Genomic DNA, 14,332 nt, shown 5'->3' on the forward strand with positions numbered 1-14,332 from the left:
GCGGGGTCAGCCGACCCGCTCGCCCACCGCGTCGCGCCACCCGAAGGCGAGGGCGGTCGCCGCGATGACGACGAACGGTGCGGCGATCTCTGGGCGGCCCGCCCACAGCACGGCGACGGCGAGCGCGAGCACGGCCACGGTGAGCTCGAGCGCGCGGCGGCGCACGACCACGGTGGCGCTGCCGCCCGCGCGCTCCTTCGGCGTGATGCGGAACCGGGCGCGGCCGGAGACGGCCACCGCGACCACGGCGCGCGCCGCGACCACGCCGATCGAGGCGTAGAGCATCGAGGCGCGGACCGCGAAGGCGATCCCCGACGGCAGCCCGCGCGAGCGGCAGCGGTGCAGCGCCTCCGGCACGAGCGGCACGAGGCTGAGGACCGCGAGCGGCAGGCCGAGCTGCCACGGGAAGGCGGCGATGCCGGTGACGGCGCCGACGACGGAGTAGGCGAACAGGGCGAGCGGCACGAGCGCGGCGAGCACCGGCACGAGCAGCTCGAGCGCGAGGTCGACGCGACGGCGCACGCGCAGCCTCGGGTCGACGAGGCTCCTGCGCGAGCGCACGAGCAGCTGCACCGCGCCCTCGGCGAACTTGCCGAACTGCACCGCGAAGGCCGTGTGGTCGACAGGCGCGTCCTCGACCGAGACGAGCTCCGGCGCGGCGACGATCGACCAGCCGCGACGCTCGAGCTCGATCGTGAGCGCGGTGTCCTCCATGACGACCTCGGGGAACCCGCCCGCGTCGCGGAGCGCCGCGACGTCGAGCATGGCGCCGCGCCCCGAGAAGTCGACGACGCCGAGCACCGCTCGGGCCGCGAGCTTCGTGTCGGCGTGGCGGGTGAAGAGGCCGGAGAAGTCCCGGGCGAACGAGGTGTCGCCGTCGCGCGACCGGATGCGGCCCTGCACGACGGCGGCCTCGGGGTGCGCGGCGAAGCGCGCGAGCGCCCCCGCCACGAAGCCCTCGCCGACCTCCTGGTCGGCGTCGAGCACGACGACGTGGTCGACCTCGTGGCCGTGCGCGCGCAGCCACGCGTTGAGGTTGCCGGCCTTGGCGCCGGTGCGGGACCCGCGCCGGTGCACCTCGATGCCGTCGGCCTCGAGCTCGGCGACGCGGGCGCGCGTCTCGGGCAGGCGCGAGTCGTCGAGGACGACGGTGCGCGTGCGCGCATGGGTCTGACGAGCGCTCCGCCGCACGACGTCGGCGCGGAAGTCGTCGGCCGTCGGGTAGAGGATCGCGACGCGCGCGCCGGTCATCGGCGTCGATGCGGGCGCCGGCCTGGCACGGACGGTGAGCGACACGACGAGCAGCACGAGCTGCCGCAGCCCCACGAGCAGCGCGAGGCCGATGAGGCCCGCGGTGAGCACCAGCGCAGCCCAGCCGACGGGCTCGGCCGGCGTCGCGAGCGCAGCCAGCAGCGCGCCGGCACCCGCTGCGAGCGCCGCCCATCCCGCGGCGAGCACGAGCACCGCGGTGACGCCGATCGTCGGTGTGCGGACGGAGGCTCGTGTCGGGCCGATCCGGGTCAACGTCGCCTCCCTCTCGGTGCACGGCCGATCCGGGCACGCTCGGAGGCTAGCCGGTGAGCCTCCGAGCGCGGTGCAGGATTCATCCGAATGGAGGAGGCGGGCGCCACCGGCTCATCCCGGACGGCGGTCGGCGCGCGGGTCCAGTGGACGCCGCTCCGTCGCTGAGGCTCCGTCGCTGAGACTCCGTCGCTGAGGCTCAGTCGATGAGGTCGTGCAGCTGCACGATCTCGTCGCGCGCGGGCCCGACGCCGATCGCCGAGATGCGGCTGCCGGAGCAGTCCTCGAGGAACCGCACGTAGGCCTGCGCGTTCGCGGGCAGGTCGGAGAAGTCGCGGGCGCCGGTGATGTCCTCGGTCCAGCCGGGCAGCTCCTCGTAGATCGGCTTGGCGTGGTGGAAGTCCGACTGCGAGACCGGCATCTCGTCGAAGCGCACGCCGTCGACCTCGTAGGCGACGCAGACGGGGATTCGCTCGATGCCGGTGAGCACGTCGAGCTTCGTGAGCACGATGTCGGTGAGCCCGTTCACGCGCGAGGCGTAGCGCGTCAGCAGGGTGTCGTTCCAGCCGCAGCGGCGCGGGCGGCCGGTCGTGGTGCCGAACTCGAAGCCGTTGCTGCGCAGCAGGTCGCCCCACTCGTCGAACAGCTCGGTCGGGAACGGGCCGGCGCCCACGCGGGTCGTGTAGGCCTTCACGATGCCGATGACGCGGTCGAGCCGCGCGGGCGCGACGCCCGAGCCCGACGCGGCGCCGGCCGCGGTCGCGGTCGACGAGGTCACGAACGGGTAGGTGCCGTGGTCGATGTCGAGCATCGTCGCCTGGCCTGCCTCGAACACGACGGTCTTGCCGGCGTCGAGCGCCTGCGACAGCTCGAGCCCGGTGTCGCCCACCATCGGGCGGATGCGCTCGACGTACGAGGTCAGGTCGTCGAAGACCTCGTCGACGGTGACCGCGCGCCGGTTGTAGACCTTCGTGAGCATGTGGTTCTTGACGTCGAGCGCGCCCTCGATCTTCTGGCGCAGGATCGACTCGTCGAAGAGGTCCTGGATGCGGATGCCGACGCGGTTGATCTTGTCGGCGTAGGCCGGGCCGATGCCGCGGCCGGTGGTGCCGATCGAGCGCTTGCCGAGGAACCGCTCGGTGACCTTGTCGAGCGTGCGGTGGTAGTCGGTGATGACGTGCGCGTTCGCCGAGATGCGCAGCTTCGACACGTCGACGCCGCGCGCCGAGAGCGCGGTCAGCTCGTCGAAGAGCACCTCGAGGTCGATGACGACGCCGTTGCCGATGACCGGGGTGACGCCCTCGGTGAGGATGCCCGACGGCAGCAGGTGCAGCGCGTACTTCTCGTTGCCGACCACGACCGTGTGCCCGGCGTTGTTGCCGCCGTTGAACTTCACGACGTAGTCGGTGCGGCTGCCGAGCAGGTCGGTGGCCTTGCCCTTGCCCTCATCGCCCCACTGGGCGCCGATGATGACGATTCCTGGCATGGGGCATCCCTTCGACGGGTTCGCGTACACCCCACCCTATCGAGCGCCCGGCCCCCACCCGGTGCGGGCGCGTACGCTGGACGGGTGAGCTTCGCAGCAGCGACGCCCTCGAGGCGTGAGGAGGTCGTCGGCGGCAACCCCGTCGGCGGCAGGTAGTCGCCGCGCCCGGTCCGCGTCCATCGCCGACCGGCCCGCGGCACCGCGATGGCCCGCACGGGCCCATCTCGGCGTGCCCTCCCCCACCCATCGCCGATCGCGTCGACCGGCCCTCGAGAGACGATCCACCATGCTGCCCATCACCCCTGTCGACCTCCGCGCCGCGTTCGTGAACGCGAGCCGCAAGGAAGTCGCGAGCGTCACCCTCCCCGACTGGTTCGACGACGCCGACTGGGCGTCGCTCGACTACCTCGGCTGGCGCGACCCGAAGATCGCGCGGCGCGCGTACGTCGTGGCGCCCACGCTCGACGGCGAGCACGTCGGCATCGTGCTGCGCCGCGCCGACGCGGCGCCGCGCGCCCGAGCCCAGTGCTCGTGGTGCCAGGACGTGCGGCTGCCGAACGACGTCGTGTTTTACAGCGCGAAGCTCGCCGGCGCGGCCGGGCGCCGCGGCGACACCGTCGGCACGCTGCTGTGCGAGGACTTCGAGTGCTCGCGCAACGCGCGGAAGCTGCCCCCGCTCGCCTACGAGGGCTACGACCTCGAGGCGGCGAGGGTGCGGCGCATCGACGAGCTGCGGATGCGCGCGGCCGGCTTCGCCGATGCGGTCGTGCGGGAGCGCTGACGCCCGCCCCGCGAGCCCCGCGCCCGGGTCGTGCGATCAGCGCTGGACGGGGTCGCCGCCGACCAGGAGCCGCGCGATGGCGGCGCGGTCGGGGGCGGCCTCCCAGTCACCGGGGGCCGTGCACGCGAGTGCGCCGCAGGCCGCGGCGGTGCGGAGCCGCTCGCCCAGCGAGGCGCCGGCGAGCAGCTCGGCGAGGTAGCCGGCCACGAACGCGTCGCCCGCGCCGACGGTGTCGACCGCGTGCACCGGGAACGCCGCCTGGGTGGCCCGATCGCCGTCCGCGAGCGCGGTGGCGCCGTCGGCGCCGCGCTTCACGACCACCTGGGCCGGCCCGAGCGCGGCGAGCGCCGCGATCTGCGCGTCGGTGTCGCGCTCGCCGGTGAGCAGCTCCGCCTCGTCATCGCCCGCGAAGACGACGTCGGCACGGGCGGCGAGGGCGCGGTACGCCGGCACCGCGCGCTCGGCATCCCACAGGCGCGAGCGGTGGTTCACGTCGAACGACACGATCGTGCCGCCCTCGTGCGCCGCATCGACCGCGGCGTCGAGCGCTGCCCGAGGCGCGTCGCCCAGCGCCGCGGTGATGCCCGTGACGTGCAGCACCCGGGCGCCGCGGATGCGGTCGAGGTCGAGGTGCTCCGGCGCGAGCCGCGATCCTGCGCTGCCCGCGCGGTAGTACGAGACGGCGCTCGAGCCAGCCGATGGCCGCTCCTTGAGCATGAGCGCGGTGGGCGCCTCCGGGTCGCGCGTGACGGCCGCGCCGACGCCCTCGGCGCGCAGCTGCCGCTCGACGAGGCGGCCGAGCGCGTCGTCGCCGAGCCGGCCCATCCACGTCACCGGCACGCCGAGCCGGGCGAGCCCGATCGCGACGTTGCTCTCGGCGCCGCCGAACCCGAGGTCCATCGTCGGCACGAGCTCGAGCCGGCCGATGCGCGAGGCGACGAGCAGCCCGAGCGACTCGCCGAGCGCGACGACGCTCACGGCGACACCCGCTCGGACGCCTGCTGGATCGCGACGGCCTCGCGAGCCGCCTCGGCGACCGCCTCGGCGCCCGCCGCGATGCGGGCGGGTGACGCGATCCACGAGCCGCTCGCGGCGAAGACCGCGGGGTGCGCGAGGTACTCGGCGAGGTTCGCGGCGCTCACGCCGCCGCTCGGCATGAACCGCACGCCAGGGAACACCGGCGCGAGCGCGCCGATCATGCCGAGGCCGCCGACGACGCCCGCGGGGAACAGCTTCAGCCGGTCGAGACCGAGCCGGATGCCGCGCTGCACGTCGCTCGGCGTCATGACGCCGGGGAGCACGGGCACGCCGGCGGCGAGGGCGGCCTCGACGATCTCCTCGTCGAGGCCGGGCGCCACGACGAAGCCGGCGCCCGCGTCGAGCGCGCTGCGCAGCTGCCGGATGGACAGCACCGTGCCGGCGCCGACGAGCACGTCGCCGCGCGCGGCGATCCGGGCGATCGCGTCGAGCCCCCACTCGTTGCGCAGGGCGACCTCGAGCACCGGCAGACCGCCGGCGACGAGGCCGTCGGCGAGCGCGTCGGCCGACGCGGCGTCCGCGACGGTCGCGAGCGGCACGACCCCGCCGAGCACGGCGGTCATCGGCCCATCCAGCCGCCGTCGACCGGCAGCGTGACGCCCGTGACGTAGGCGGCGGCGGGGCTCGCGAGGAAGACGGTGGCGCCCTGCAGGTCGTCGGGCCGGCCCCAGCGGCCGGCGGGGATGCGCTCGAGGATCGACTGCGAGCGGTCCTCGTCGGCCCGCAGCGCCGCGGTGTTGTCGGTGGCGATGTACCCGGGAGCGATCGCGTTCACGGTCACGCCGCGGCCCGACCACTCGTTGCTGAGCGCCTTCACGAGTCCGGCGATGCCGGACTTCGCCGCGGTGTAGCCGGGCACGTTGATGCCGCCCTGGAAGCTCAGCAGGCTCGCCGTGAAGACGATGCGCCCGGAGCCGCGGGCGAGCATGCCCTGCGCGAGCGCCTGGGTGAGCACGAACTGGCTGCGGAGGTTGACGTCGAGCACCTCGTCCCACCACTCGAGCGGGTGCTCGGCCGCGGGGGCGCGCTGGATGGTGCCCGCGTTGTTCACGAGGATGTCGGCGCGGTCGCCGACTGCCTCGGCGAAGCCGAGCACGGCGTCGCGGTCGCGGAAGTCGACGGCGTGGCCCTCGAAGGCGCGACCGAGGTGGCGCACGCGGCGGCCGATCTCGCCGCCGTCGGCCTCCTGGCTCGACGAGGCGGCGATGATGTCGGCGCCCGCCATCGCGAGCGCCTCGGCCATCGCGAAGCCGATGCCGCGGCGGGCGCCGGTGACAACCGCGGTGCTGCCGGTGAGGTCGAAGGAGATGCTCATGCGCCGACCCCCTGCACGTCGACGAGGATCTTCATCGCGGCGGCCGACAGGAGCGCCTCGAAGGCCTCCATGGTCGCGTCGAGCGGCACGACGCGCGTGATGAGCGCATCCGCCGGCACCTGCCCGGCGGCGAGCAGCTCGATCGCGCGCTCGAAGTCCTCCCGCTCGTAGACGCGGGCGCCGAGCACCTCGAGCTCGCGCCAGAAGATGCGGTGCAGGTCGACCGGCACCGGCTCCGGGTGGATCGCGACGAAGACGACGCGGCCGCGCGTGCGCGCATGACGGGTGGCGTCGAGCGCGGTGCCGCGCGTGCCGGCGACCTCGAAGACGACGTCGGCGCCGGCGCCGGCGGTCCGCTCCTCGACGACCGCGGCGAGATTGCCCTCGATCGGGTCGACGACGATCGCGCCCTGCTGCGCGGCGAAGTCGCGGCGGGCGGCGTCGGGCTCCGCGAGGATCACGGTCGCGCCGGTCGCGCGGGCCACGACGGCGATGAGCTGCCCGATGGGGCCGCCGCCGATGACGACGGCCGTCTCGCCCGCCGCGAGGCGCGAGCGGCGCACGTCGTGCACGGCCACCGCGAGCGGCTCGACGAGCGCGGCGTGCTGCAGCGAGAGGCCCTCGGGCAGCGGCACGACGACGGAGGCGGGCACGGTCCACAGCTCCTGCAGGGCGCCGGGCGAGTCGATGCCGACGAAGTCGAGGCGCTGGCAGATGTGCTGGTGGCCCGCGGCACAGGCGGCGCACGAGCCGCACCAGCGGAGCGGCATGACGGTGACGGGAGCGCCGACCGCGAGGTCGACGCCGTCGCCGACCGCCTCGATGACGCCGCTCATCTCGTGGCCGATCGTCGCGGGCATGTCGACCCGGGCATCCATGTGGCCCTGCACGATGTGCAGGTCGGTGCCGCAGATGCCGTTGTAGGCGACGCGGATGCGCACCTCGCCTGCCGCGGGCGCCTGGGCGTCGGCCTCGCCGACCTCCACGCGTCCTCCGCCGATGTACTTCGCTGCTCGCAACGCCGTCTCCTCTTCGAGCTGGTGGCTGCGCGCGAAACTCGGTTCTATTTCGTGTTCCGTGTGGCGCAACTCGGTTCTATCTGGTTAGAGTAGCCCCCGACCCACCCACTCGCGCAAGTGCGACCGGGATGGCGACTCAACGAGGAGGAACCCCATGCAGGGACGACGGATGCTCGGAGCCATCGGCGCCGCAGCGGTCATGACGCTGGCGCTCGCATCGTGCTCGAGCGCAGCCGGCGGCGAGGGAGAAGAGGGCGGCGCGCAGCAGCCGACCGTCTTCCGGGTCGCCTTCAACCAGAACGCCGAGCACCCGCAGGCGCAGGCGCTCACCGAGCTCTCGGACGCGCTCGAGGAGCGCACCGACGGCGCGTACTCGCTCGAGCTCTACACCGACGAGACGCTCGGCGACCAGGCCGCGACGATCGAGCAGGTGCAGGCCGGCACGATCGACTTCGCGATGGTCGCGGGCAGCCTGCTCGAGAACTTCGAGTCGGACATGTCGGTGGTCAACCTGCCGTACCTCTACGAGTCGCCCGAGCACCAGATGAGCGTGCTCAACGACGAGGCGATCGTCGGCGACCTCTACGACGCGCTGCTCGAGGACGGCATCGACGTGATGGCCGCGTACCACGGCGGCGTGCGCAACGTGTACTCGAGCGCCGGCCCCGTCGAGACGCCCGCTGACCTCAGCGGCCAGAAGATCCGCGTGATCGGCTCCGACACCAACGTCCGCATGATGGAGCTCATGGGCGGCGTCGGCACGCCGATGGCCCAGGGCGAGGTCTACACCGCCATCCAGTCGGGCGTGCTCGACGGCGCCGAGAACAACGAGCTCATCTACTCGTCGCTCTCGCACGCGGAGATCGCCGGCTTCTACTCGCGCACCGAGCACCTCATGATGCCCGACTACCTCATCGCCGCACCGTCGGTCATGGAGGGCATGGACGAGGAGACGACGGCCATCTTCGAGGAGCTGCTCGCCGCATCCGTCGACACCGAGCTCGAGCGCTTCGCCGCCGCCGTCGAGGAGTCGGTCGCCGCTGCCGAGGAGGCCGGCGCCCAGTTCAGCGACGCAGACGTCGAGGCGTTCCGCGAGGCCGTGCTGCCGCTCCACGAGGAGCGCGTCACGACCGAGCGCACGCAGACGATCTACGACGCCATCGAGGCGGCGCGCGGCTGATGGCCATGAGGAAGCTCATGACGACCGCTCGAGCCTGGCTCGACGGCACCCTCCGCGCGATCTGCGTCGTGCTCTTCGCCGTGCTCGTGCTGCTCGTCGCGTGGCAGGTCTTCACCCGCCTCGTGCTGGGCGAGCCGAGCGCCTGGTCGGAGGAGGCCGCCCGCTACGCCTTCGTGTGGGTCAGCCTCATCGGCATCGCGATCGCGGTCGGCGAGAAGGCCGACGTCATCATGGACTTCCTCGTCGAGCGCCTGCCGCGCTCCCTGCAGCGGGTCGCCGACATCATCGCCTACCTCGCGACGCTCGCGTTCGTGCTGTACGTGATGGTGCTCGGCGGCCTGCAGCAGTCGATGCTCGCCTGGGCGCAGAAGAACCCGCTGCTGCCGCTCTCGCAGGGCCAGCTCTACCTGGTGCTGCCGATCTCCGGCGTGCTCCTCACCATCTACCTGCTCATCCACATCGTCGGGACCTTCTCGAGCCGCTACGTCGGCCACGTGGGCACGCCCGACGAGGACCTCGAGGCGGCCGCACTGTGATCGACCCCGGCACCATCACCGCGATCCTCGTGGGCGGCCTCGTGCTGCTGCTCGCGATCGGCGCGCCCGTCTCCATCTCGATCGCGCTCCCCAGCGCGCTCTGCATGCTGCTCATCGTCGACTTCGACCGCGGCGCCATCACGTCCGCGCAGCAGATGCTCGGCGGCGCGAACTCGTTCGCCCTGCTCGCCATCCCGTTCTTCGTGCTCGCCGGCGTCATCATGAACAACGGCGGCATCGCCGAGCGGCTCGTGAACCTCGGGCGCGTGCTCGTCGGCCGCACGCCCGCCCCGCTCGCGCAGACGAACATCCTCGCGAACGCGATCTTCGGCACGGTCTCGGGCTCGGCGGTCGCCTCGGCCGCCGCCGTCGGCTCGACCATGGCGCCGATGCAGAAGAAGGCCGGCTACGACCCCGCGTTCAGCGCGGCCGTCAACGTCGCGTCCGCTCCGGCCGGCATGCTCATCCCGCCGAGCAACACGCTCATCGTCTACTCGCTCGCCGCGGGCGGCACGTCGGTCGGCGCGCTCTTCCTGGCCGGCTACGTGCCCGGCATCCTGTGGGCGCTCGCCTGCGCGGTCGTGGTCTTCGTGTACGCGCGCCGCCACCCCGACCTCAAGGGCGAGTCGTTCCCCGGCATGGCCGTCTTCCTCAACACCTTGTGGCGCGCGGTCCCGTCGCTCGGCCTCATCGTCGTCGCGATCGGCGGCATCGTCGCCGGCTTCTTCACCCCCACCGAGGGCTCGGCCATCGCCGTGCTCTACGCCCTCGGCCTGTCGTTCCTCTACCGGACGATCTCGGTGAAGGACCTGCCGCGCATCCTCTACGACGCCTGCCGCACGAGCGCCATCGTGATCTTCCTCATCGCGGTGTCGACGATCATGTCGTACGTCATGACCTACTCCCGGCTGCCGCAGCTCATCGCGGAGTCGCTCTTCGGCTGGACCGACTCCAAGGTCGTCGTGCTGCTCATCATGATGCTCGTGCTGCTCGTGATCGGCATCCCGCTCGACCCGACGCCCGCGATCCTCATCTTCACGCCGATCTTCCTGCCCATCGCCGTCTCGTACGGGATCGACCCCGTGCACTTCGGCATCATGATGGTCTTCAACCTCTCGATCGCGGTGATCTCGCCGCCGTCGGCGCCGGTGCTCTTCGTCGGCACGCAGGTCGCCAAGGCCCGCCTCGAGTCCGTCATCGGACGCCTGTGGCCGTTCCTGGCCGTGCTCGTCGTGATGCTCTTCGTCATCGTCTTCGTCCCGCAGCTCTCGCTGTGGCTCCCCGGCCTCGCCGGACTCCTCTGATCCCCGACCGGAAGGAAGCACCCATGACCCCCGTCTACGGACCCACCTCGCCCGAGCAGGTCACCGGCTCGACGCAGCAGCAGCTGCGCGACCGCTACCTCGTCGAGGACCTCTTCGTGCCGGGCGCCGTGCGCACGGTCGTGACGCACTACGACCGCGTCGTCGCGGTCGGCGCGGTGCCGACGGATGCGCCGCTCGCCCTCGAGGCGGTGCCGGAGATCCGCAGCGAGCAGTTCCTCGACCACCGCGAGATCGGCATCGTCAACATCGGTGCGGCCGGCACGGTCGTCGCCGATGGCGAGCGGCACGCGATGGCGAACGGCGCGTGCCTGTACCTCGGCCGCGGCGTGCGCGACGTCTCGTTCGAGAGCGACGACGCGGCGACGCCGGCGCGCTTCTACGGCTTCTCGGCGCCCGCCCACACCACCTACCCCACCGCGCTCGTCGAGCCGGGTCAGGGAACGGTGCGCGAGCTCGGCGACCCGCTGACCTCGAACCGCCGCACGCTCAACCAGTACATCCACGAGAACGGCGTGCGCAGCTGCCAGGTCGTCATGGGCGTGACGCAGCTCCACCCGGGCAGCATGTGGAACACGATGCCGTCGCACACGCACGACCGCCGCACCGAGTTCTACGTCTACTTCGACGTCGACGCGGACGCCCGGGTCGTGCACCTCATGGGCCAGCCGCAGGAGACGCGGCACCTGCTCGTGGCCGACGGCGGACTCGTGCTCTCGCCCTCCTGGTCGATCCACTCGGGTGTGGGAACATCCAACTACTCGTTCGTGTGGGCCATGGCCGGTGAGAACCAGTCGTTCGACGACATGGACGGCGTCGCGATCGTCGACATGAGATGAGGCGGACCATGACCCTGGAGCACAGGACGCTCGACGCGAGCCCCGCGCCGTCGGTGGGGGCGAGCGAGAAGACGCTCCGCGTGCTCGAGGCCGCGATCCTGCACGACCGCTTCACCGACATCGTCGAGGAGACGGGGCTCGCGAAGGCGACCGTGCACCGCATCCTCGCGACACTCGTCGAGCAGGAGTTCATCTCGGGTGACAGCGACCGCGGCTACCAGCCCGGCGCGCGCTTCCTGGGCATCGCGGGCAGCGCGATCTCGCGGCTCGACATCTCGGCGATCGCCGAGCCGATCGTCGACGAGCTCGTGCGCGAGGTCGACTGCACGATCCACGTCGGCATGTTGAACGGCTTCGAGATGGTCTACGCGCTGCGGCGCGACTCCTCGAAGCCCTACCGGATGGGCTCGCGCGTCGGCCTCTCGCTGCCGATGCACTGCTCCGGGATGGGCAAGGCCGTGCTCTCGTCGTGGACGCCCGAGCAGGTCGACCGGCTCATCGCCGACGTCGGCCTGCCGGCCCGCACGGACGACACGATCACCGATCCGGCCGCGCTCCACGAGGAGCTCGCCCGCGTGCGGGCCCGCGGCTACGCGATGGACCTCGGCGAGAACGAGCGCGGCACGGTCTGCGTCTCGGCGCCCATCCGCGACCACCTCGGCCGCGTCACCTACGGGCTGTCGATCTCGTCGATCGCGCTCGAGCACCCGGGCTCGAGCATCGAGCAGTTCGCCCCGCAGGCGATCGCCGCTGCCGAGGCGATCTCGCGCGCGCTCGGCTCCCCCGCCGCCCGCTGACGGCGCCGCCCGCATCCGGGTGGTCACGACCCGCCGTGCGGGTGGTCACGACGCGCCGTCGCCGACGCTCGGGCGCGGCGTGTCGTGACCACGCGGCGGTGCGGTTCCGGCGGCCGCGGCGCTGCGGCTAGGCGAAGCGGCCGAGCTGGTGCCGGAGGGCGTCCTCGAGGGCCGGGCGGCGGAAGCGGTGGCCGAGCTCGGCCAGCCGGGACGGCACGACCCGCTGGTTCGCGAGCGCGAGCTCGCGCATCCCCTGCTCGCCGAGCAGCACGCGCGGCCCGAGCGCCGGCGTCGGCAGCAGCGCCGGCCGGTGCAGCACCGCCGCGAGCGTCGCGGCGTAGTCGCCCTGCCGCACCGGCTCGGGCGCGACGGCGTTGATGGCGCCGGACATCCGCTCGTCGACGAGGGCGCGGGCGTAGATGTCGACGAGGTCGTCGAGGTCGATCCACGACTGCCAGTGGCGGCCGCCCGCGAGCGGCCCGCCGAGGCCTGCCGCGTAGAGCGGGCGCAGCACCTGGAGCACGCCGCCGCGGGGCGTCTGGACGAGACCCGTGCGGATGAGCGCCGTGCGCACGCCGCCCTCGGAGGCCGCCGCGGTGTCGGCCTCCCAGTCGACGGTGACGTCGGCGAGGAAGCCGTCGCCCGGATCGCTCGCCTCGCTGAGCACCTCGTCGCCGCGGTCGTCGCCGTAGATGCCGATGGCGGATGCGCTGATGAACGCGCCCACGCCGCTCGCCACCGCGAGCTCGGCCAGGCGGCGGGTCGGCCCGATCCGGCTGTCGCGGATCCGCTCGCGGTGCTCGTCGCCGAAGCGGCCGAAGATCGAGGCGCCCGCGAGGTGGACGACCGCGTCGACGCCGTCGAGCAGGTCGGCGGCCGGCGCATCCGGATCCCAGCGGCGCTCGCCCGCTCCCGGCTCGTGCCGCACGAGCCGCACCACCTCGTGGCCGCCGGTGGTGAGGAACGCCGCGAGGGCGGTGCCGATGAGTCCGGAGGCGCCCGTCATCGCGATCGTCATGGGGGCTGCGGCGAGCTCGTGGTGCCGCGCCAGGTCGTCGGCGAGCTGCCGGTGGCGGTAGACGAACATCGGCCGCAGCAGCCGCGATCCCACCTGCGTGTCGACGCGGTCGCGCATGACGGTCTCGCCGCCCTGCGGCTCGAGCCGGTGCTCGTGCCGCCAGCGGAGCGGGCCGAGGGCGGCAGAGGAGAGGCCGGGCATCCGCTCGTCCACGAACGCGCGGCCGGGCTCGAAGCCGGCCGGGTCGTGCTGCGCGACCCACACCTGCCCGCCGGGCAGCGCGAGCTCGGCGCGGCCGTCCTCGAGCGAGGTCGCCTCCCGGCGCACGGAGCCCGGCAGCCACGGCGGCATCAGCCGCTGCAGCGCCCCCGGCCGCTCGTGCCAGGCGAAGACCTCGTCGGGCGAGGCGTCGATCGTGCTCCAGTGCTGGATGCCCATGACGCGAACGTACGCCCCGCTCCTGTGCCGGAGCACAGGAGCGGGGCGTACGGGTGGCGGTGCTTAGTGGCCGGTGCTGTCGGGAGCGCGGTCGATGTCGCCCTCCCAGCCGGACTCGGCCGCGAGCTGCGCGGGCGCCTCCTCGGCGATCTCCTTGAACCGCTTGAGGTCCTTGCCGATCTGCGCGTCGTCGACCTGCAGCAGCGCGCCCGCAGCCTCGACGATGCCCTGCGGCTTCCAGTCGATCTGCACGTTCACGCGCGTCTGGTCGTCGTCGATCCGGTGGAAGGTGACGACACCGGCGTGGGTCTCGCCGTCAGTGCTGCGCCAGGCGACGCGCTCATCCTGGTGCTGCTCGGTGATCTCGGCGTCGAACTCGCGCTCCACGCCGGCGATCGAGACGACCCAGTGCAGCTTCGCGTCGGTGAGCTGGGTGATGGACTCCACGCCGCCCATGAAGCGGGGGAACTCCTCGAACCTCGTCCACAGCGCGTAGACGGCGCTGATGGGGGCCTTGACGTCGATGCTGTCGGTGACCTGCGGCATTGCGATGCTCCTCTTGCTGTCGTCGTACGGATTGGCGATGCTACGCGGCGGCGGCGTGCAGACCCTGGACGAGCATCCGGAATCGGTGGAAGTCACAGCGGACGCTCAGTTCATCCAGTTCCGGCACATCGGCGGCGGTCTGGTGGCCGGGCGGCGACCACTTGACGTGCACCGTCACGCGCGTCGTCTCGGGGTCGAGCTCGGCGAGCTGCACCGACCACGCCATCGTGGTCGCGTCGACGCTCGTCCACGCGATGCGCTCGTCGGGCACGAGCTCCGTGATCACGGCGTAGAAGGTCTCCGGCACGCCGGCGATCGAGACGCGCCAGCGCAACCGCGCCTTCGTCTCGGCGAAGACCGACTCCACGCCGGTCATGAACTCGGGGAACAGCTCGAACGACGTCAGCACGCGGAAGACGTCCTCGCGGGGCGCTGCGACGTCGAACGACTCATCGATCTGCATCTTCGCCTCCGATCTCATCGTCCTGGGGCACCG

Annotated in this window: 15 protein-coding genes; 6 read left to right on the forward strand and 9 right to left on the reverse strand. The window is 72.8% G+C overall.

From position 1 onward, the window contains the following. Positions 1–6: 6 nt before the first annotated feature. The gene (locus tag ACVWW9_RS03705; protein WP_456514420.1) at positions 7–1,524 is read right to left on the reverse strand and encodes a glycosyltransferase family 2 protein; all 1,518 of its coding nucleotides are present in this window, start codon (positions 1,522–1,524) and stop codon (positions 7–9) included. A 196-nt stretch (positions 1,525–1,720) separates the two neighbouring features. Then, the gene (locus tag ACVWW9_RS03710; RefSeq protein ID WP_456514421.1) at positions 1,721–3,007 is read right to left on the reverse strand and encodes an adenylosuccinate synthase; all 1,287 of its coding nucleotides are present in this window, start codon (positions 3,005–3,007) and stop codon (positions 1,721–1,723) included. Positions 3,008–3,293: 286 nt separating this feature from the next. On the opposite strand from ACVWW9_RS03710, the gene ACVWW9_RS03715 reads away from it, so the two are divergent. Then, positions 3,294–3,788 (forward strand): FBP domain-containing protein, encoded by a 495-nt coding sequence (locus tag ACVWW9_RS03715; protein ID WP_456514422.1) that lies wholly within the window; start codon positions 3,294–3,296, stop codon positions 3,786–3,788. A gap of 36 nt (positions 3,789–3,824) precedes the next feature. Here ACVWW9_RS03715 and ACVWW9_RS03720 read toward each other — a convergent pair whose 3' ends face one another. The 4 genes from ACVWW9_RS03720 to ACVWW9_RS03735 are packed head-to-tail and all read right to left on the reverse strand — an operon-like array spanning position 3,825 to position 7,160. Next, entirely contained in the window at positions 3,825–4,766 is a 942-nt protein-coding gene (locus ACVWW9_RS03720; RefSeq protein WP_456514423.1) for a sugar kinase, read from the reverse strand. Further along, a complete protein-coding gene (locus ACVWW9_RS03725) occupies positions 4,763–5,389 on the reverse strand; it encodes a bifunctional 4-hydroxy-2-oxoglutarate aldolase/2-dehydro-3-deoxy-phosphogluconate aldolase (RefSeq protein WP_456514424.1) in 627 nt (208 codons plus the stop codon). Before ACVWW9_RS03725 ends, ACVWW9_RS03720 begins: the two co-directional genes overlap by 4 nt. After that, positions 5,386–6,141, reverse strand: coding sequence for an SDR family oxidoreductase (locus tag ACVWW9_RS03730; RefSeq protein WP_456514425.1), 756 nt, complete (start codon positions 6,139–6,141; stop codon positions 5,386–5,388). The genes ACVWW9_RS03725 and ACVWW9_RS03730 overlap by 4 nt, the downstream gene beginning before the upstream one ends. Continuing rightward, positions 6,138–7,160: a zinc-dependent alcohol dehydrogenase gene (locus ACVWW9_RS03735; protein ID WP_456514426.1), complete on the reverse strand. Its 1,023-nt coding sequence runs from the start codon at positions 7,158–7,160 to the stop codon at positions 6,138–6,140. Before ACVWW9_RS03735 ends, ACVWW9_RS03730 begins: the two co-directional genes overlap by 4 nt. Before the next feature lie 154 nt (positions 7,161–7,314). Here ACVWW9_RS03735 and ACVWW9_RS03740 point away from each other — a divergent pair, with 154 nt between their 5' ends. From ACVWW9_RS03740 to ACVWW9_RS03760, 5 genes are read left to right on the forward strand one after another with little or no spacing between them, the layout of a single operon-like run. Further along, entirely contained in the window at positions 7,315–8,340 is a 1,026-nt protein-coding gene (locus ACVWW9_RS03740; protein WP_354258276.1) for a TRAP transporter substrate-binding protein, read from the forward strand. A gap of 17 nt (positions 8,341–8,357) precedes the next feature. Then, entirely contained in the window at positions 8,358–8,876 is a 519-nt protein-coding gene (locus ACVWW9_RS03745; protein WP_456514427.1) for a TRAP transporter small permease, read from the forward strand. Beyond that, positions 8,873–10,180, forward strand: coding sequence for a TRAP transporter large permease (locus ACVWW9_RS03750; protein ID WP_456514428.1), 1,308 nt, complete (start codon positions 8,873–8,875; stop codon positions 10,178–10,180). Before ACVWW9_RS03745 ends, ACVWW9_RS03750 begins: the two co-directional genes overlap by 4 nt. 23 nt (positions 10,181–10,203) lie before the next feature. Continuing rightward, on the forward strand, positions 10,204–11,037 hold the full coding sequence (gene kduI / locus ACVWW9_RS03755; protein ID WP_456514429.1) for a 5-dehydro-4-deoxy-D-glucuronate isomerase: 834 nt from the start codon (positions 10,204–10,206) through the stop codon (positions 11,035–11,037). 8 nt (positions 11,038–11,045) lie between these two features. Then, complete coding sequence (locus ACVWW9_RS03760; RefSeq protein WP_456514430.1) at positions 11,046–11,834, forward strand: IclR family transcriptional regulator; 789 nt, start codon at positions 11,046–11,048, stop codon at positions 11,832–11,834. A 127-nt stretch (positions 11,835–11,961) separates the two neighbouring features. Here the strand turns inward: ACVWW9_RS03760 and ACVWW9_RS03765 are convergent, their stop codons facing one another. From ACVWW9_RS03765 to ACVWW9_RS03775, 3 genes are all read right to left on the reverse strand, one after another. Continuing rightward, positions 11,962–13,290 (reverse strand): TIGR01777 family oxidoreductase, encoded by a 1,329-nt coding sequence (locus ACVWW9_RS03765; RefSeq protein ID WP_456514431.1) that lies wholly within the window; start codon positions 13,288–13,290, stop codon positions 11,962–11,964. A 63-nt stretch (positions 13,291–13,353) separates the two neighbouring features. Beyond that, entirely contained in the window at positions 13,354–13,836 is a 483-nt protein-coding gene (locus ACVWW9_RS03770; protein WP_456514432.1) for an SRPBCC family protein, read from the reverse strand. 40 nt (positions 13,837–13,876) lie between these two features. Then, positions 13,877–14,299: an SRPBCC family protein gene (locus ACVWW9_RS03775; protein WP_456514433.1), complete on the reverse strand. Its 423-nt coding sequence runs from the start codon at positions 14,297–14,299 to the stop codon at positions 13,877–13,879. Positions 14,300–14,332: the final 33 nt, after the last annotated feature.

Source organism: Agrococcus sp. UYP33 (assembly GCF_054060915.1).